Raw genomic sequence first — 18897 nt, 5'->3', positions numbered from 1 at the left:
GCATGAGCACAGACGGTCAGGGAAGCAGCCACTGGTTCGACGACGAGGCCGGACCGGTGGTCCGTCCGTACGCCATGACACGCGGCCGCACCACGAGTGCCGGCCAGCACCGTCTCGACCTGATCGCGGTCGTCGTGGTCGAACCCCACTCGGACGATCCCGAAGGGGACCACTCGCTGTCCCCCGAGCACGTGGACATCGTCGACCTGTGCCGGGACACCCCGCAGTCGGTCGCCGAGCTCTCCTCCGAACTCGACCTGCCCATCGGGGTCGTTCGGGTCCTCATAGGCGACCTCGTCGCCTCGGAGTGGGTCCATGTGAACCGGCCGGTGCCGCCGGCCGAGCTTCCGGACGAGAGCATCCTGCGCGACGTGATCAACGGCCTCCGGGCTCTGTGACCCGTCGTCCCGCACGCCCGGGGGCCGATCCGTCAGCGCCGCGAGGCGCTCACGGACGGCGTCCGGAGGCGGCGCCGCCCTGCCCGTTCCGAGACTCACCGACCTCAAGGTCCTGAAGTGGCGACTGCCCGTACGGCTCGGAGAGTTGGTTGTGAGGCACCGTAAGGTGCCCCCGTACGGCATGGCGGGCGCGAGCCCGGTCGGCCCCAGTAGGCCGCCTTGGCCCGGCGTCGGCCCAACCCCCCCAGCAAGCAGGAGAAGAGATCAATGATCTTCGGGCGTTCTGAGCGCGGCAAGCCCCCGGTCGAGCCCGTCACGCTCAAGATCCTGGTGGCCGGCGGCTTCGGCGTGGGAAAGACCACGTTCGTGGGCGCGGTCAGCGAGATCAGACCGCTGCGCACCGAGGAACTGCTCACCGAGGCAGGGCGCCCGGTCGACGACACGAGCGGCGTCGAGGGCAAGCGGACCACCACGGTCGCCATGGACTTCGGGCGCATCACCCTGCGCGAGGACCTGGTGCTGTACCTGTTCGGCACCCCCGGACAGGAACGGTTCTGGTTCATGTGGGACGAGCTCTCCGAGGGCGCCCTCGGAGCCGTCGTACTCGCCGACACACGTCGCCTGGAGGACTGCTTCGCCGCCGTCGACTACTTCGAGCGGCGTTCCATACCCTTCATCGTCGGTGTCAACTGCTTCGAGGGCGCGATCCGTTACCCGGAGGACGATGTACGGCAGGCCCTCGACCTCGACGACGACGTACCGATCGTGCTGTGCGACGCCCGGGACAAGCAGTCGGTCAAGGACGTGCTCGTGAGCGTCGTCCAACACGCGATGGCGTACTCGGAACTGCGCCGCCGGTCCCTCACCACCTGAGCGCGGGGGTGCGGCCCGTACCCCCGCCGACAGGGGTACGGGCCGCGGCCTCACGGCACCACACGCGTGTGCCTAGTTCTCGCCGTCGTCCTCCCAGCCGAAGCTCTTCTCCACGGCTTTGCGCCAGTTGTGGTACTGGCGGTCCCGGACGGACGCCTCCATGTTCGGAGTCCACTCGACGTCCTTCCGCCAGTGGGACTTCAGCTCGTCCAGGTCGTTCCACACGCCCGTGGCGAGCCCGGCGGCGTACGCGGCGCCCAGGCACGTGGTCTCGGAGACCTTCGGCCGGACCACCGGCACGTCGAGCACATCCGCCTGGTGCTGCATGAGCAGGTTGTTCTTGGTCATGCCGCCGTCCACCTTCAGGGTGGTGATCTGCACCCCGGAGTCCTGGTACATGGCGTCCACGACCTCGCGCGTCTGCCAGCTCGTCGCCTCCAACACGGCCCGCGCGAGGTGCGCCTTGGTGACGTACCGCGTCAGGCCCGTGACGACCCCGCGCGCGTCGGAGCGCCAATAGGGCGCGAACAGGCCGGAGAAGGCGGGCACGATGTACGCGCCGCCGTTGTCCTCGACACTGGCCGCGAGAGGCTCGATCTCGTCGGCGGTACGGATGATGCCGAGCTGGTCACGGAACCACTGGACGAGGGCGCCCGTGATGGCGATGGACCCCTCCAGGCAGTACACCGGCGCCTCGCCGCCGATCTTGTAACCCATCGTCGTCAGCAGCCCGTTCTTCGACGGGACCGGCCGGTTGCCCGTGTTCAGCAGCAGGAAGGAGCCCGTGCCGTAGGTGTTCTTGGCCGTGCCCACGTCGTAGCAGGCCTGCCCGAACACGGCGGCCTGCTGGTCGCCCAGTGCCGACGCCACGGGCACGCCCGAGAGCTGGCCGACCGCCGTGCCGTAGACCTCGGCGGACGACCGGATCTCGGGCAGCACGGCGTCGGGCACGTTCATCGCGGACAGGATGGACTGGTCCCACTGGAGGGTCTCCAGGTTCATCAGCATGGTCCGTCCGGCGTTGGTCACATCCGTGACGTGCCGCCCGCCGTCCGTGCCGCCGGTGAGGTTCCAGATCAGCCAGGAGTCGATGGTGCCGAAGGCGATCTCGCCGTTCTCGGCACGCGCGCGCAGCCCCGGCACGTTGTCGAGCAGCCAGGCCGCCTTCGGCCCCGAGAAATAGGTGGCCAGCGGCAGTCCGGTCTGCTCGCGGAACCGGTCCTGGCCGTCCGTGCCACCGAGCTGGCGGGTCAGGGCCGCGGTACGGGTGTCCTGCCAGACGATGGCGTTGTGCACGGGCTTGCCGGTGGCGCGGTCCCACAGGACCGTCGTCTCGCGCTGGTTGGTGATGCCGAGCGCGCTGAGCTGGTCTGCGCGCAGCCCGGCCTTGGCGATGGCGCCGGCGACCACGGCCTGCACCTTGGACCAGATCTCGGTTGCGTCGTGCTCCACCCAGCCGGGCTTGGGGAAGATCTGGCGGTGCTCGCGCTGGTCGACGGCCACGATCGCGCCGTCCTGGTTGAAGATGATGCAGCGGCTGGAGGTGGTGCCCTGGTCGATGGCGGCGACGAACTTGTCCGTCATGACGTCCCCTTCGTCGGTTCCTGCACGAGGCTGCGTTTCACGAGGGCTGCGTTGTACGAGGGATGGGTTTCGCATGGGCTGCGTTCAGAAGGCGGCGTTGAAGATCACCCCGGCCAGCGCCCCGCCGATGAGCGGTCCCACCACCGGGATCCACGCGTAACCCCAGTCCGAGGTGCCCTTGTTGGGGATCGGCAGCAGGGCGTGGACGATGCGCGGGCCCAGGTCACGGGCCGGGTTGATGGCGTACCCGGTGGGCCCGCCGAGCGAGAGCCCGATGCCGACCACCAGGAAGGCGACGACCAGGACCGCGGTACCGGATTCGCCGAGGCCCTTGGTGAGTCCGAAGGCCAGGATCGGCAGGACCAGGCCGACGGTCGCGATGATCTCCGTGACGAGGTTCGCCACGGGATTGCGGATCGCCGGGGCGGTGGAGAAGATCCCGAGTGTGGGCTGGGCGAGCTCCTCCTCGGCGTTGGCCTGGAACTGCGCGTAGTAGGTCAGCCAGCACAGGACCGCCCCGAGCATGGCGCCGACCATCTGCCCGGCGATGTAGACCGGTACCTGGTCCCAGTCCCCGGTGTCGACGGCGATCCCGATCGTCACAGCGGGGTTGAGGTGCCCGCCGGACAGCGGCGCGGCCGTGTACGCCCCCGCGAGCACGCCGAAGCCCCAGCCGAAAGCGATGACGACCCAGCCGGCGTCCTTCGCCTTGGAGTAGTTGAGTACGACGGCGGCGACCACGCCGGCGCCGAAGAGGATCAGAATCGCCGTACCGATGACCTCACCGAGGAATACGTCTCCGTTGCTCATGGCGGCTCCTAGGCCCTGGTCCGGGACGTTCCCGCCCCGGTCCGTGCAGGGTTGCGGTTCCCTTGGCGAACTGCCGGGGGCAGGGAGGATCCCGCGCCCCGCCCGGCGTCCGCGACGAGCGTGCCGTCGCAGCCGAATCGCCCGTGGGGGACGGACCATGGCTCGTGGGGGGCCCGCGCGGCGTGGTGCCTAAAACGCCGAGAATGTACGGCGATGTCGACCGACACCGGAAGTGTTCACCGGGCCCCGGGGAGCGTCAAGGTCGCCGACGGCAACGGTTGGGACGGGCGGCCGGACCGCCTCGATCGACAGGCGCGGGGTCGGCCGAGCCCGGTACGAACAGGACGGCTCCCTACCGGCTGTCCCTCAGCCCGTCCCCGGCTCCGCCACCGCGTACCCCGTCGAAGCCGTCTGTGTCCCCGTACCGCGCCGGATCTCATGCCCCGGCAGCCCTGCCCGCCCCACGACCCAACTCGCCCCGCTGAGCGCCTTCGCGGCCTTCTTCAGCGGCGCCAGACACGCGGCCGCCTCCCGATGGCCCGCCACACTGCCCGGCAGACACACCACGGTGGCCAGGGACAGCGTCACGGGCCGCCCGCCCGCGGCCCAGGGCGCGTCCAGCACGGAGGCGGCCAGCGGAGCCAGTTCCTCCAGGTCCGTCAGCACCAGGAAGTCGTCGCCGCCGATGTGCCCCACGCGCGCGGTGCCGGTCGCCGATTGCTGCAGCGCCCGCCCCACCTCGCGGATGAGCTCGTCGCCCGCCGCGAACCCCGCCCCGTCGTTGACCTGCTTGAAGTGGTCGATGTCCAGCCAGCTCAGCGCCAACGTCCGTCCGGCCGCGATACGCCGGTCCACCTCGCCCGTGATCGCGTCCGAACCGGGCAGCCGCGTCAGCGGGTTGAGCCCGGCCGCCTCCTCCACCCGGGTCTCGCTCAGCGCCCGCACCAGATCCGCGAGCCGTACGACTCCCACGCAACGGCCGTACCGGTCGACCACGGCGACATCGTCCGAGGTCCGGTCCCGGCTCCCGACGGCGACCACGTCCAGGACTTCCCACGCGGTGGCGTCGATCCCCACCGTCCGCGGAGGATCGCCCAGTTTGGCCGCGGGGCGGTCGGCGTACAGGGCGTGTCCGTAGCGCCCCGACATCGACAACAGGAAGCGCGACCGGTGCACCGAGCGGAACGGCACCCCGTCCCTGTCCACGAGCAGCACCCCGGACACGTCGGGCGACCCGGTCAGCAGCGCCCGCACCTGCCCGGCGGAGGCGGTGGCCGGCAACAGCGCGGCGGGGCGCACGAACTCCCGTACCGAGGGACCGGACCGCGGGGGCGCCGCCTCGGCCGGGGAGCGGGGCGGAACGTACACTTCCGCCGCGGGAAGCCGGGACGGCGGCGCGAACAGCGTGCCCTGTGCCAGCTGCGCGCCGGCCGACAGCGCGGCGGCGTACTGCAGTTCCGTCTCCACGCCCTCCACGCCGAGCAGCGCGCCCAATTCGTCGCACAGGGTCCGCATCGCCCGCACCGCCGCCGGCCGGACCAGCAGCGACGCGTCGAGCTTCACAAGATCGGGCTGCATGTCGACAAGCAGTCTCAGTGGCACGTCTCCGTCCCCGACGCCGTCCGCGCTGATCCGGAAGCCCTGTCCCCGCAGCTCGGTGAGCGCCTCCAGCAGTGCCTGGTGCGGCACATGCGTGTACGGCGGACCCACGTCGAGCGTGACCTCCCACGGCAACCGCCCCACCTCACGTACCGCGTGGTGCAGGGGGGTGAGCCCGCCGAGGTCGGCGAGCGTGCCCGCGAACACGTTGACGTGCAGCGGCAGCAGGGTTTCCCGGCGCGCCGCCGCCCGCATCGCCAACACGGCGAGCTGCCCGTCGAGTTCGGGGTCGCGGCGGGCCTCCGCGAGGATGTCACCGGTCTCCGGGCGGGCGAGTATCTCCAGTCCCGCGGCTGCTCCGGTGGCCAGATTGACCACGGGTTGGAAGGCGAAGCGGAGAGTGTCCGTCCAGGAGCGCACGGGAGCATGATGGCGCCATTCGCGCACGCCCAAGCGCAGTTCATGAGACGTTCACGCAGGATTCCGGGCCGCTCACACAGCGTACGGGAAACCCCTTTCGCTCCGGTCATCGCACGGCGATCACCGCCGACCCGTGCCCGAACAGCCCCTGGTTCGCGGTGATCCCCGCGCGCGCGTGCTCGACCTGCCGGTCACCCGCCTCGCCCCGCAGCTGCCAGGTGAGCTCACACACCTGGGCGATCGCCTGGGCCGGTACCGCCTCTCCGAAGGAGGCGAGTCCGCCGCTCATGTTGACGGGTATGCGCCCGCCCGGCGCCGTCGCCCCCTCGCGCAACAGCTTCGCGCCCTCGCCCTCCCCGCACAGCCCGAGGTCCTCGTACCACTGCAACTCCAGGGCGGTGGACAGGTCGTAGACCTCGGCGAGGCAGAGATCCTCCGGCCCGACACCGGCCTCCTCGTAGGCCCCGCGCGCGATCGACGCACGGAACGTCTCGGCGGCGGGCTCGACCGCGGCGGCGGAGTCCGTGGCGATGTCCGGCAGATCCAGCACCGTATTCGGATACGTCGGCGTCACCGTCGACACCGCCCTGATCCGCACGGGCTCCGATACGCCCCTGCGACGCGCGAACTCCATGCTGGCCAGCACCAGCGCCGCTCCGCCGTCCGAGGTCGCACAGATGTCGAGCAGCCGCAGCGGATCGGCCACCACGGCGGAGGCCGCGACCTCTTCCGCGCTGACCCGCTTCCGGTAGCGCGCGTACGGATTCAGCGCGCCCAGCGCCGAGTTCTTCACCTTGACCTGCGCGAAGTCGTCCACCGTGTCCCCATGCAGGGCCATGCGCCGGCGCGCGTACAGCCCGAAGTAGGTCGGATTCGTCGCCCCGAGGACCCGGAACCGCAGCCAGTCCGGATCGTCCGGCCGGTCGCCGCCCGCGGGGCGGAAGAACCCTTTCGGAGCCGCGTCGGCACCCACCACGAGCACCACGTCGGCCAGCCCCGCGAGGATCTGTGCCCGCGCGGCGGCCACCGCCTGCGCCCCGGACGCGCACGCCGCGTACACGCTGGCTACCCGGGCGCCCTGCCAGCCCAGCGCCTTGGCGAAGGTCGCTCCCGCCACATAGCCCGGATAACCGCCCCGCACGGTGTCCGCGCCGACGATCGATCCGACCTGCCCCCACTCCAGACCGGCGTCGGCCAGCGCGGCGCGAGCCGCCGCCACGCCGTACTCGACGAAACCACGCCCCCACTTGCCCCAGGGGTGCATACCCGCGCCGAGTACCGCCACCTCTCCCGTCATGCCGTCACCCCCGTCGGCCGCCACCGCCACGTCGTCCAGACCGTCTCCCCGTCCTCATGGAGCACACCCGGGACGACCTCCACCTCCGCTCCCACCGTCAGATCCGCGACGGTGACCCCGGGAGCCGCCTGCCCCAGCACCACGATCCGCTCGGCGGCCAGCTCCACAGCGATCAACGTGTACGGCTCCCACGGAAGTTCCGGATCGGTCACATAGGGTGACGGAGGCCGGTACCGGCTGTCCGTGTACGACCAGACGCGACCACGTCGCGAAAGGGGAATCTCCGCCAGATCGCCACCGGCGCATCCGGGATTGCGGCAATGGCCGTCCTCGCGCGGGAAGAAGACCGAGGCGCAGGCGGAGCAGCGGGTCCCGAGAAGTGTGAAGTCGGCTCCGTCACCGGTGAACCACCCGGCGACCACAGGTGTGCGCGTGCGCGACAAGGCCCCTCCCCAGCAACAGATCTGACGGAACGTCAGGAGTGTCCCACGGGCGGCCGCAAAGAGGCAGAGGGCCCGACGGAACCGGAGCGCTGATGATCGGATACAGTCCGCGGCGTGTCCGAAACTCAGCACTCCATCCCCAACTCCGCGCCGGGCTCCCACTGTTCGAGCTGCGGAGCGCCCTACGGAGAGGGTGTCGCGGGCTGGCCCCGCACCTGTCCCGTCTGCGCCACGGTGGCCTACCGCAACCCCCTGCCGGTGGCCGTCGCACTCCAGCCCGTGTACGACACACAGGGCACCGCCCTGGTCGTCGTCACGCGAACCATCGCCCCCGCGCGCGGAGGCATCGCGCTGCCCGGCGGTTACATCGACGACCGCGAGGACTGGCGCCACGCCCTGGTCCGGGAACTCAAGGAAGAGACCGGCATCGAGGCCGCGAGCCGGGACGTACGGCTCATCGACGCGCTGAGCTCATCCGACGGCCACCTGCTGCTGTTCGGGGTACTGCCCGAGCGTCCCGCCGACGGCCTCCCGCAGTCCGCCGCCACGGACGAGACGGAGGGCTGGCACCTTCTGCGCAGGCCGGAAGAGCTCGCCTTCCCGCTGCACACGCTTGTCGTACGGGCCTGGTTCGAGGGCCGCTACGTCTGAGGCTCAGCGGGCGCCCAGCCCGCGCAGCCGCACCGGGTGGGACGGCTGGCTCAAGCCGTCCTCGCCCTCCCGCTGGACGACCACCTTCCGGCCCTCCCAGCGGGCGACGTAGCGTTCGATCTCCGGCTCGTCCCAGCCGTCGCCCGCGTCCGCGACGACCAGCCCGCCCCCGCTCCGTCCCCGGGCGGGCGCCCACACCTCCAGTTCGAGACCGCCGTCCTCGCCCCGCACCGGGAGGACGGCTCCCGCGCGCGCGAGCACCGGTATCCGCGACAGCGGAGCGTCGACAAGGACCTGTCCCGGCCCCTCGTACACCTCTTCCGTGGTCGTGTCGTACCAGCGTCCCCGCGGCAGCTGCACGGCACGCCGGTCGCTGCCCGGATCGAGCACCGGGGCCACGAGCAGGCAGTCACCGAGCAGGAAGGCGTCCTCGCAGTCACGCAGGGCGTGGTCCTCGGGCGCGGACCACCACAAGGGCCGTACATAAGGCGCTCCGGTACGCCGGGCCAACACCGCGAGCGTCATGAAGTACGGCAGCAGCCGTCGGCGTTCCACGAGGGCCACGCGCGCGTGCTCCAGCGCCTCGGCTCCGAACTCCCACGGCTCCCTGCGCCCCGCCCGCAGGCTCGCGTGCGTACGGAACAACGGCAGGTAGGCGCCGAGCTGCAACCAGCGCAGATACAGCTCGGGCGAGGGGTGCCCGTCGTAGCCGCCCACGTCGGGCCCCGAGTACGGCACCCCGCACAGCCCGAGCCCCATCACGAGTGACAGCGAAGCCCGCAGCCCGGGCCAGCCGGTGGCCACGTCACCGGACCAGGTGCCCCCGTACCGCTGCATGCCGGCCCAGCCGGAGCGCGAGAACAGGAAGGGCCGCTCGCCCGGCACCAGCTCGCGCAGACCCTCGTATCCGGCCCGCGCCATGCACAGCGCGTAGACGTTGTGCGCCTCCCGGTGGTCGCCGCCACGGCCCTCCAGGGCGTGTCTGGCCGACCGCGGCAGGGTGGACTCCCCGAAGGCGTTGAACGCCGTGGGCTCGTCCATGTCGTGCCAGAAGCCCGCGAACCCCGCCGTGAGTCTCTCCTGGTAGAGGCGACCCCACCAGGCACGCACACGCGCGTGCGTGAAGTCCGGATAGACCACCTCCCCGGGCCACACGACCCCCTTCACGAGCCGCCCCGACGCGTCCCGCACGAAGGCGTCCTCGGCGGTCCCGCTGTCGTGGACGGCGTTGCCGGGCGCCGCCTTGACCGCCGGGTTGACGATCGACACCAGCCGGATCCCGTCCCGCAGCAGTTCCTCGGCCAGTTGGGGCAGCTTGGGAAAGCGCTCCTGGTCGACCGTGAACACCTGGTGCTCTTTGTAGTGGTCGATGTCCAGGTGGACGGCGTCGAGCGGCAGACCGCGCTCCTGGTACCCGGCGACGATCCGCCGGACCTCCTGCTCACTGCCGAAGCCCCAGCGGGCGTGATGATGGCCGAGCGCCCAGGACGGCGGCAGCGCGGGCGCACCGGTCAGCGAGACCCAGGCGAGCAGCACGCGCGCGGGGGTGCCGACCATCACCCAGCAGCGCAGCGGACCGCCGGCCATCCGCAGCTCGGACATCCCCGCCCGGTCGTGCCCGGAACCGGCTCCCTCCTCGCCCTCCCGCAGCGTCACCGTGCCGTCCCACGAGGTGTCGTGGAACACGAGATGGGTGGCGGCGTCGGCGACCACCAACTGCACCGGCATCGTGACGTACAGGGGATCGTCGCCCGGCCCGAACGCCCGGCCGGGGTCGGTGTTCCACAGCCGGTACGTCCCGTCCCGCAACCGAGGCCCCGAGGCCCGTCCTCCCAGCCCGAAGAACCGGGCGTCGGCGGCCACCTCCGACCGCTGCATCCAGCGCGCCTCGCCCCCGCCCACCGGCTCCCACCAGCGGGGCGGCAGGTCCCGGCGCAGCGTCACCCCGCCGGGCGTACGCACCTCGACCGCTCCGTGCCGCGACACCACGACCGTCGCCCGCTCGGCCACGACCCGCCAGCCGCCGTCCTTGTCCGGCTCCAGAACGGCCCGCGGATCCGGCTCCGGGCAGCGGCCGGCGAGCGCGTACGACGGCTCCGGTCCGGCCCCGTCCCACCCCCAGAAGACCGCCCCGCTCACCGTGACGACGATCCGCAGTTCGGAGCGGCTGAACCGGACGACACCCCCGCCGGGACCTGGCTCCACGTCCTGTACGGGCCCCGGCACCCGCGCCCGCTCCGCACCCCGCGTCGGAAGCCCGACAGCGTCGGTACGCCTCCTGCGCCACGCGGCACGCACGGTACGCAACCCCTGGGGCGCCCCCGCCGAACCGACCGCCCTCACCGAACGCACCAGGTCACGACCGTTCATGCTGCTCACCCTGCCACTCACCGCCCCACCCGCGCGTGCCGTTCAACTGCCGTTCACCCCTGCTGGGGCCACATCTTCACGACACGGACTATGTGGGGCGCACCCTGGCGTAGAAGTTGATCACATGGCATCGTCCCTGTCAGCCGCGTCACGCGCACACCCCTGGCCCGTGCGCGGGAGACGCACACGACGCGCACAGTCCGGGAGCCCGCATGTCGACCGTGAACCCCCAGCCGCTCTGGCAGCCAGATCCGCAGCGCATCGCCCGGTCCCAGGTCACCAGGTTCCAGGCATGGGCGGCCGAGCACCACGGCGCCCCGGCCGACGGAGGCTACCCGGCACTCCACCGCTGGTCCGTGGACGAGCTGGAGCCGTTCTGGGAAGCCGTCACCCAGTGGTTCGACGTGCGGTTCGCGACGCCCTACGCGCGCGTGCTCGGCGACCGCTCGATGCCTGGTGCCCAGTGGTTCCCCGGGGCCACCCTCAACTACGCCGAGCACGCCCTGCGCGCGGCCGACAGCCGCCCGGACGAACCCGCCCTCCTGTATGTCGACGAGACCCATGAGCCGGTCCCGGTGACCTGGTCCGAGCTGCGCCGCCAGGTGGGCTCCCTGACCGCAGAGCTGCGCGCCCTGGGCGTCCGGCCAGGAGACCGCGTCAGCGGCTACCTCCCGAACATCCCGCAGGCCGTGGTAGCCCTCCTGGCGACGGCCGCCGTGGGCGCCGTGTGGACTTCCTGCGCCCCCGACTTCGGCGCCCGCAGCGTGCTGGACCGCTTCCAGCAGGTCGAACCGGTCGTCCTGTTCACCGTCGACGGCTACCGCTACGGCGGCAAGGAGCACGACCGCCGCGAGACGGTCACCGAACTCCGCCGCGAACTGCCCTCCCTGCGCGCCGTCGTCCACATCCCGCTCCTCGGCACCGAGGCTCCTGAAGGCGCCCTGGAATGGGCCGCCCTCACGCGCGCGGACACCGAGCCGGTCTTCGAGCAGGTGCCCTTCGCACATCCCTTGTGGGTGCTCTACTCCTCGGGCACGACCGGCCTGCCCAAGGCGATCGTCCAGTCCCAGGGCGGCATCCTCGTCGAGCACCTCAAGCAGCTCGGCCTGCACTGCGACCTCGGCCCCGAGGACCGTTTCTTCTGGTACACCTCCACGGGCTGGATGATGTGGAACTTCCTCGTCTCCGGCCTCCTCACGGGTACCACCGTCGTCCTGTACGACGGCAGCCCCGGCTACCCCGACACGGGCGCCCAGTGGAGGGTCGCCGAACGCACGGGCGCCACCCTCTACGGCACCTCGGCCGCGTACGTCATGGCCTGCCGCAAGGCCGACGTGCACCCAGGACGCGACTTCGACCTCTCCAAGGTGCAGTGCGTGGCCACCACCGGCTCACCGCTGCCCCCCGACGGCTTCCGCTGGCTGCACGACGAGGTCCGCGAGGGCCTCTGGATCGCCTCCGTCAGCGGCGGCACGGACGTGTGCTCGTGCTTCGCGGGCGCCGTACCGACCCTGCCCGTGTACATCGGCGAGCTGCAGGCGCCGAGCCTGGGCACCGACCTCCAGTCCTGGGACCCGAGCGGCAAACCCCTGATCGACGAGGTCGGTGAGCTCGTCGTCACCAACCCCATGCCGTCCATGCCGATCCACTTCTGGAACGACCCCGACGGCAGCCGCTATCACGACAGCTACTTCGACACCTATCCCGGAGTGTGGCGGCACGGCGACTGGATCACCCTCACCTCGCGCGGCTCGGTCGTCATCCACGGCCGCTCCGACTCGACGCTCAACCGCCAGGGCGTCCGCATGGGGTCGGCCGACATCTACGAGGCGGTGGAGCGGCTCCCCGAGATCAGGGAGTCCCTGGTCATCGGCATCGAACAGCCCGATGGCGGCTACTGGATGCCGCTGTTCGTGCAACTGGCTCCGGGAGCCGTCCTCGACCAGGCCCTCCTCGATCGCATCAAGCAGACCATCCGCGAGAACCTCTCACCCCGTCACATCCCGGACGAGGTCATCGAGGTCCCCGGCATCCCGCACACCCTCACCGGAAAGCGCATCGAGGTCCCCGTCAAGCGCCTCCTCCAGGGCACCCCTCTGGAGAAGGCGGTCAACCCCGGCTCCATCGACAACCTCGACCTGCTCCACTTCTACGAGGACCTGGCCCGCGAGCGCGCCTGACGGAGCCTTTCAACCACCGTAGGTGGCCTCGGACTCACCCAGCACACCGGCGAAGTCCGAGGCCAGCCGCGCCGCATCCGCCGGCTCCAGCTCCGCGACCGTGATCCGCACCCCCGGACCGGCCGACAGCCGGAACCGGGCCCCGGCGGCAACCCACCAGCCGTACGACCGCAGCCCGTTCACCACGGCCGACTCGTCCCGCACGGGCACCCATACGTTCATCCCGCTCGCCCCGTGCGCCTCGATACCCCGGTCGCCGAGCTCCCGTATCAGGGCGTTCCGGCGCACGGTGTAGGTCTCCTCGGCGCGAGCGACCAACGCGCGCGTGCCCTCGTCGGAGAGAAGCCCGTAGACCGTCTCCTGGAGCAGATGACTGACCCAGCCGGACGTCAGCAGCAGCCGCCCGTCGTGCCGGCCCAGGGTGATCGGATCACACGCGGCGGCCGCCCACCGCAGGTCCGTTCCCAGGAACTTGCTCACCGTCCGCACATGCACCCAGCGTGACAGCCCGCCCTCGGTCAGCGTCCGCAGCGGAGCGTCGGCGACGGCGGAAGCGTGATCGTTCTCGACGACCAGTACCTCGGGGTGATCCCGGAGCACGTCCAACAGCGCGTCCCGGCGCCCGACGGAGAAGCGACCGCCGTACGGATTCTGCGCCCGAGGACTGCACACGAGCGCCCGCGCCCCCGCCCGCAGCGCCTCGCGGACGGCCTCGGGCGACACTCCCTCGTCGTCCACGGCGACGGGGACCATGCGCAGCCCCAACGCCGTTACCAGATCCAGCAGATGGTGGTAACCGGGATCCTCCATCGCCACGGCGTCACCGGGCCGCAGCTCCACGGAGAGCAGTCGCCCCACCAGGTCCAGCGCTCCGTGCGCGAAGGTCACATGCTCCACCGGTACGCCGTCCGGCCGCAGCCACGCGCGTACGGCGTCCTCGAGCCGTGCCAGCCGGGGCGCCGAGCGGTGCGAACGAGCACCGGGGGACAACCGGGAGGGCGGCACCAGACCGGGGAGCAGGTGCGGATCGGGGTGACCGCCCGCCAAGTCCCGAAGGCCCTCGGGCACTTTGGGCGGACGGCGCGACGCCACCGCCGGAGCCGGTGCCACGACGGTCCCGCCCCGTCCCCGGGTGACCACGATCCCGCGCTGACGCAGTTCCTTGTACGCCGTGGCGACCGTGCCCGGGCTCACTCCCAGGTCGTCCGCGAGACGCCGCACCGGAGGCAACGCCGCCTGGGGCGCCAAAGAGCCCTCGGCCACGGCCCGTTCGACGGACGCCGCAATTCCCTTGGCCGTCGTACCGCTGATCGCATATTGTGTTGCCACGTTGTCAAGTATGTATCAGTACATAAATGAAAAGCAAGCAGACATGGGGGAGCAGTGCATCCGACACGGCGCGCGGCAGCATGGTCGAGAAGCGTCCCCGGGGGGCGCGACGGGCGCAGAATGCTCGCCATCGCGCTGGTCGACCGCATCGGCAGCGGACTGTGGGCGTCCGTCTCCGTCCTCTACTTCACCTACGTCTCCGAGCTCTCCCTCGCCCAGGTCGGCACCCTCGCCGCTGCCGCCGGTGCCATCGGCATCGCCGGCGCACCGCTGGGCGGCAAGCTCGCCGACCGGTTCCCTGTCACCCGCGTCCTGCTGACAGTCCAGCTCATACGCGCCGTCGCATCCTGCGCACTCCTCGTCACGAACAACTACGCCCTGCTCATCGCCTTCTCGGCGGTGGGCGGCCTCGGCGACCGCGCCGCGAGCATCCTCACCAAGCTGTACGCCACCCGGGTCGCCGGCCCGGACCGCGTCCGCTACCAGGCCTTCCACCGAACCGTCGCCAACGCGGGCTGGGCGCTGGGCGGCCTCATCGCCGCGGCGGCCCTGGCGCTCGGCACCACCACGGCCTACCAGTGGCTCCTCGCCGGCGACGCCCTGTCCTTCGTGGCCTCCGCTCTACTCACCCTGCGTTGTGGGGAGCCCCCGTCCCCCTCCCGCACGGTCATCACCTCGAAGCACCCGGCCCCGACGACCAGACCGGCGAGCCCCTGGCGCGACCGCACCTATCTCGCCTACGTCGCCACCGAGGCCGTCCTCTTCCTCGACGACGCCGTGTTCAAGGTCGGTCTGCCCCTGTGGATCGCACACGAGAGCAACGCCCCGAACGGACTGGCACCCCTCCTGATGGTCCTCAACAACGTCATGGTCGTGGCACTCCAAGTGCCCCTCGCCCGATTCGGCACCACCACAGCCGCTGCCCGGAACCTGCTCCTCCCGCTCTCCGCCGCCTTCGCCCTGGGCGGCATCGCGCTGGCACTCGCGGCCACGGGCGGAGCCGCCACCGCCACAGCGCTCATCACCGCCGCGGCAGCAGCCTTCACCATGGCCGAGATGCTCCACGCCACCGTCTCCTGGGAACTCTCCGTCGCCCTCGCCCCCGACACCGCGCAGGGTGCCTACCTCGGCGTCCATGGCCTGGCCCAGTCCGTACAGCGCACATTCGGACCACTCGCGGTCACCGCGGCCATCGCCACCGGCCCGGCAGGCTGGGCCACCTTCGGCACGGCCATCGCTCTGACCTGCGTAATCCAGCACCGACTGGTGCGGGGACGCCTGGCTCAGTCCTCAATGTCAGTGCCGCCGGTTACTGTGAGTGAGCATTGATCGACTGCGCACAGGGGGAAGAAATGGCGCACACCGACCACCAGACGATGCGACGCGTTCTGCGTCGCGAAATCGCCGGCACCATCGGACTGCTCACCGACGAACACGACTTCCGCGCCATGCGGCGCTACCGCAGCTTCACCTTCGACAACCACGCGACCTACCTGCAACAGGTCGAAGACCTGCTGAGGACCCGCGCCGCACAGGGCACCCACACCACCGTCGCCCTCTTCGACCCCCAGGAGTACGCCGAATTCTGCGAGGAGACGGGCCTCAACCCGGACATCCCGTCGAGCCGCACCCGCTTCACGGCCGAACTCGCCACCACCGGACCGACGCTCCCGTACGAGGGGCAGCCCCTCACCGAGTTCGTGCCGGCCCTCGTGGACGAGGCCGTCCGCCAGGCCACCTGGGAGTACGCGGCCACACTCCTCGCCCGCCTCGGTGTCTGCGACTCCTGCGGAGAGGACCTCGGCCGCGCGGCCTTCGCCCGCGCCTCGGACCTCGTCGTCCGCATCCTCGACACAGCCCTGCCCGGCGAACACCACCTCGTGTGCAGCGTCACCGGCACCCCGGAAACCCTCGTCGCCGTCCTCCACTCCGACGAGAACACCGACGGAGCCGTACGACTCGACGAGGCCGAGGCCCTCGAATTCACCACGGTCCTCGCACTCGGGATCGCCACCAAATGCCCCGGCGGACTCGTCATGCGCACCAGCGCCCCGGGCACCAGCGACCGCATCTACGGCTGGCGCCTGCGCGGCGACGGCCTCGAACCCCTCACCGCAGGAGAAGTCTTCGACGCCTACTGCACCGACATCGACTCCGGCGATCTGATCTCCCCGGAATCGGACGTCGACTACTGCGTGCCCCCCGACCTCGGACCGGAAGGACGGACGCCAGGTCACAGTCACTGAACACGAGGAGGGCGCCCCACCCGCAGGTGGAGCGCCCCCCGGAAAGCGTCAGCCGACCGATCCGGTCCGCTACTCGCCCGACAGCACCGCCTGAGCCGCGCCTCGCGCCTCTTCGGCACTGTCGGCAGCCCGCGCGGCCGCGGCGGCACGCTCGCACTGCGCCAGCGTGTACTTCGCCAGGGTCGACCGGACATAAGGAAGGGACGCCGCGCCCATGGAAAGCGAGGTGACACCAAGACCGGTCAGCACACATGCGAGCAGCGGGTCGGACGCGGCCTCACCACAGACACCACAGCTCTTGCCCTCGGCCTTTGCTGCCTCGGCGGACAGCGCGACCAGGTCGAGCAGCGCCGGCTGCCACGGATCCTGCAGCCGCGACACCGCTCCCACCTGACGGTCGGCGGCGAAGGTGTATTGCGCGAGGTCGTTGGTCCCCAGCGACAGGAACTCGACCTCCTGCAGAATCGACCGCGCCCGCAGCGCGGCCGAGGGAATCTCCACCATCGCGCCGAACTTCGCCTGGAGCCCGGCCGCACGGCACGCGTCGGCGAACGCCTTGGCGTCAGCACGGTCCGCCACCATCGGGGCCATGACCTCGAGGTACACCGGCAGCCCCTCAGCGGCCTTCGCGAGCGCCGTCAGCTGGGTACGCAGCACCTCAGGATGGTCCAGCAGGGTCCGCAGACCACGCACACCCAGCGCCGGGTTGGGCTCGTCGGACGGTGTCAGGAAGTCCAGCGGCTTGTCCGCACCGGCGTCCAGCACACGGACGACCACACGCCCCTCGGGGAACGCCTCAAGGACCTGGCGATACGCCTCGACCTGCTTCTCCTCGGACGGAGCGCTCTTGCTGTCGTCGAGGAAGAGGAACTCGGTACGGAAGAGACCCACACCCTCGGCCCCCGCCTCGACTGCGGCGGGCACGTCAGCCGGACCACCGACGTTGGCCAGCAACGGCACCTTGTGACCGTCGGCGGTGGCACCCGGGCCCGTCGACGCGGCGAGCGCGGCCTTGCGCTCGGCGGCAGCGGCCTCCAGCTCGGCCTTCTTCTCATCGCTCGGGTTCACGAAGATGTCGCCGGTGCTGCCGTCCACAGCGATGACCGTGCCCTCGGCGAGTTCACCCGCACCCGGCAGCGCCACAACGGCCGGCACACCGAGCGCCCGCGCCAGAATCGCGCTGTGGCTGGTCGGTCCGCCCTCTTCGGTCACGAAACCCAGAACGAGCGTCGGGTCCAGCAGAGCCGTGTCGGCGGGTGCGAGATCACGCGCCACCAGCACGTAGGGCTCGTCGCTGTCCGGGACACCCGGCATGGGCACCCCGAGCAGACGGGCGACGATACGATTCCGCACGTCGTCGAGGTCCGCGACGCGACCGGCCAGGTACTCACCGGCGCCCGCCAGCAGCTCGCGGTACGCGGCAAACGCGTCGTACACGGCACGCTCGGCCGTGCTGCCGACGGCGATACGCCGGTCCACATCCGCCATCAGCTCAGGGTCCTGGGCCATCATGGCCTGCGCCTCGAGCACCGCCTGGGCTTCGCCCCCCGCCAGATTGCCGCGCGCCATCAGGTCGGCCGCCACAGCCTCCACGGCCTTGCGGGCGCGCGCCTGTGCACGCTCCGCGTCCTCTGCCGGAATCTGCTTGGCAGGCGGCTCCAGCACCGCCGTTCCCATGTGCCGAACCTCGCCGATCGCCACACCGTGGCTCACGCCGACGCCTCGCAGCGTTGTCTCCATCTCACCCGTCTCCGATAGTGCGGCGGGTCCCGCCGCCGCGGTGGTTGTCATCTCTACTTGCCGTCGTGCGACGGCACTGACGTCACTTCCAGACGAAGAGACTGTCGCCGGCCTTCACATCGCCGTCGTCCCGGAGCTCGGAGAGGGCCTCGGCAGTGGCCTCCAGCGCCACGACCGGGCAGACCGCGGACTTGCCGGCGGCCTCCACGGCGGCCGGGTCCCAGCGCACGATCGCCTGACCGCGCGTGACGGTGTCGCCCTTGTTCACGAGCAGCTCGAAGCCCTCGCCGTTGAGCTGCACGGTGTCGATGCCGAGGTGCACGAGTACACCGTGTCCCTGCTCGTCCACTACGACGAACGCGTGCGGGTGGAGAGAGACGATCACGCCCTCCACGGGCGCCACGGCCTCAGACGGTTCTCGCACGGGATCGATTGCCGTACCCGGGCCGACCATGGCCCCGGAGAAGACCGGATCCGGCACGGCGGCCAGTCCGATGGCGCGGCCGGCAAGAGGGGACATCACGGTGGTCATGGGAGGCCTCCCAGGGGTGGAGCTGCGTATATGGGCCGTCACTGCCAGTCTCGGACGGCCCTGTCCAGCAGCGTATGTCAGATGAAGTAAGGGCTCCGCATGGAAGATACCGGCTAGTGGTCTAGACCACCAGCCCAGGTGATTTGCACCGTCTCCGATGCCCCGTGTACAGTCGTACTCCTGCTTGAGGCGGAGCGGCGCGACCAAGTGCCCTTGCCCGGCAGCATCCAACTTGTCAGACCCTATCTCGGACCATCTTCTGCATGCCTGCAGGACGGTGGTCAGGGGGCCGGAAAAACACTGATAGAGTTTGGAACAGCGAAGGGAAGCGCCCGGAGGAAAGCCCGAGAGGGTGAGTACAAAGGAAGCGTCCGTTCCTTGAGAACTCAACAGCGTGCCAAAAATCAACGCCAGATATGTTGATA

At 70.8% G+C, this 18897-nt stretch carries 15 protein-coding genes; 6 read left to right on the top strand and 9 right to left on the bottom strand.

The genetic code is table 11. From position 1 onward, the window contains the following. Nucleotides 1-2: 2 nt before the first annotated feature. A complete protein-coding gene (locus ABZT93_RS35735) occupies nt 3-398 on the top strand; it encodes a DUF742 domain-containing protein (RefSeq protein WP_356112524.1) in 396 nt (131 codons plus the stop codon). Nucleotides 399-665: 267 nt separating this feature from the next. Further along, the gene (locus ABZT93_RS35730; protein ID WP_356112522.1) at nt 666-1271 is read left to right on the top strand and encodes an ATP/GTP-binding protein; all 606 of its coding nucleotides are present in this window, start codon (nt 666-668) and stop codon (nt 1269-1271) included. A 72-nt stretch (nt 1272-1343) separates the two neighbouring features. Here the strand turns inward: ABZT93_RS35730 and glpK are convergent, their stop codons facing one another. The 5 genes from glpK to ABZT93_RS35705 all read right to left on the bottom strand — a co-directional run bounded on the left by glpK (nt 1344) and on the right by ABZT93_RS35705 (nt 7403). Next, on the bottom strand, nt 1344-2855 hold the full coding sequence (glpK, locus tag ABZT93_RS35725) for a glycerol kinase GlpK (protein ID WP_356112520.1): 1512 nt from the start codon (nt 2853-2855) through the stop codon (nt 1344-1346). An 84-nt stretch (nt 2856-2939) separates the two neighbouring features. Then, nucleotides 2940-3665: an MIP/aquaporin family protein gene (locus ABZT93_RS35720; RefSeq protein WP_356112518.1), complete on the bottom strand. Its 726-nt coding sequence runs from the start codon at nt 3663-3665 to the stop codon at nt 2940-2942. A gap of 366 nt (nt 3666-4031) precedes the next feature. Continuing rightward, on the bottom strand, nt 4032-5684 hold the full coding sequence (locus ABZT93_RS35715) for a GGDEF domain-containing protein (RefSeq protein WP_356112516.1): 1653 nt from the start codon (nt 5682-5684) through the stop codon (nt 4032-4034). Between the two features lie 106 nt (nt 5685-5790). Continuing rightward, nucleotides 5791-6981, bottom strand: a complete 1191-nt coding sequence (locus ABZT93_RS35710) for a lipid-transfer protein (protein WP_356112514.1) — start codon at nt 6979-6981, stop codon at nt 5791-5793. After that, a complete protein-coding gene (locus ABZT93_RS35705) occupies nt 6978-7403 on the bottom strand; it encodes a zinc ribbon domain-containing protein (protein WP_356112586.1) in 426 nt (141 codons plus the stop codon). Before ABZT93_RS35705 ends, ABZT93_RS35710 begins: the two co-directional genes overlap by 4 nt. Before the next feature lie 135 nt (nt 7404-7538). On the opposite strand from ABZT93_RS35705, the gene ABZT93_RS35700 reads away from it, so the two are divergent. After that, on the top strand, nt 7539-8075 hold the full coding sequence (locus tag ABZT93_RS35700) for an NUDIX domain-containing protein (RefSeq protein ID WP_356112512.1): 537 nt from the start codon (nt 7539-7541) through the stop codon (nt 8073-8075). A 3-nt stretch (nt 8076-8078) separates the two neighbouring features. Here ABZT93_RS35700 and ABZT93_RS35695 read toward each other — a convergent pair whose 3' ends face one another. Next, on the bottom strand, nt 8079-10445 hold the full coding sequence (locus ABZT93_RS35695) for a TIM-barrel domain-containing protein (RefSeq protein ID WP_356112510.1): 2367 nt from the start codon (nt 10443-10445) through the stop codon (nt 8079-8081). Between the two features lie 212 nt (nt 10446-10657). Between ABZT93_RS35695 and ABZT93_RS35690 the strand changes: the two genes are divergently transcribed. Further along, entirely contained in the window at nt 10658-12625 is a 1968-nt protein-coding gene (locus tag ABZT93_RS35690; RefSeq protein WP_356112508.1) for an acetoacetate--CoA ligase, read from the top strand. Between the two features lie 9 nt (nt 12626-12634). Here ABZT93_RS35690 and ABZT93_RS35685 read toward each other — a convergent pair whose 3' ends face one another. After that, nucleotides 12635-13954: an aminotransferase class I/II-fold pyridoxal phosphate-dependent enzyme gene (locus ABZT93_RS35685; RefSeq protein ID WP_356112506.1), complete on the bottom strand. Its 1320-nt coding sequence runs from the start codon at nt 13952-13954 to the stop codon at nt 12635-12637. A gap of 120 nt (nt 13955-14074) precedes the next feature. Between ABZT93_RS35685 and ABZT93_RS35680 the strand changes: the two genes are divergently transcribed. Next, nucleotides 14075-15283 (top strand): MFS transporter, encoded by a 1209-nt coding sequence (locus ABZT93_RS35680; RefSeq protein ID WP_356112504.1) that lies wholly within the window; start codon nt 14075-14077, stop codon nt 15281-15283. A 23-nt stretch (nt 15284-15306) separates the two neighbouring features. After that, complete coding sequence (locus ABZT93_RS35675; RefSeq protein ID WP_356112502.1) at nt 15307-16200, top strand: hypothetical protein; 894 nt, start codon at nt 15307-15309, stop codon at nt 16198-16200. Nucleotides 16201-16269: 69 nt separating this feature from the next. On the opposite strand, the gene ptsP is transcribed toward ABZT93_RS35675, so the two are convergent. Together ptsP and ABZT93_RS35665 are read right to left on the bottom strand one after the other, a co-directional pair. Continuing rightward, nucleotides 16270-17940 carry a phosphoenolpyruvate--protein phosphotransferase gene (ptsP, locus tag ABZT93_RS35670; RefSeq protein WP_356112501.1) on the bottom strand — a complete coding sequence of 557 codons (1671 nt, stop codon included), beginning with the start codon at nt 17938-17940 and terminating at the stop codon, nt 16270-16272. A gap of 82 nt (nt 17941-18022) precedes the next feature. Then, complete coding sequence (locus tag ABZT93_RS35665; RefSeq protein ID WP_356112499.1) at nt 18023-18472, bottom strand: PTS glucose transporter subunit IIA; 450 nt, start codon at nt 18470-18472, stop codon at nt 18023-18025. Between the last annotated feature and the right edge of the window lie 425 nt (nt 18473-18897).

Source organism: Streptomyces sp. NPDC005303 (genome assembly GCF_040607335.1).
Taxonomy (GTDB): domain Bacteria; phylum Actinomycetota; class Actinomycetes; order Streptomycetales; family Streptomycetaceae; genus Streptomyces.
The sequence above is the reverse complement of the archived record's forward strand: the minus strand, read 5'-3'. Positions and strand labels throughout refer to the sequence as shown.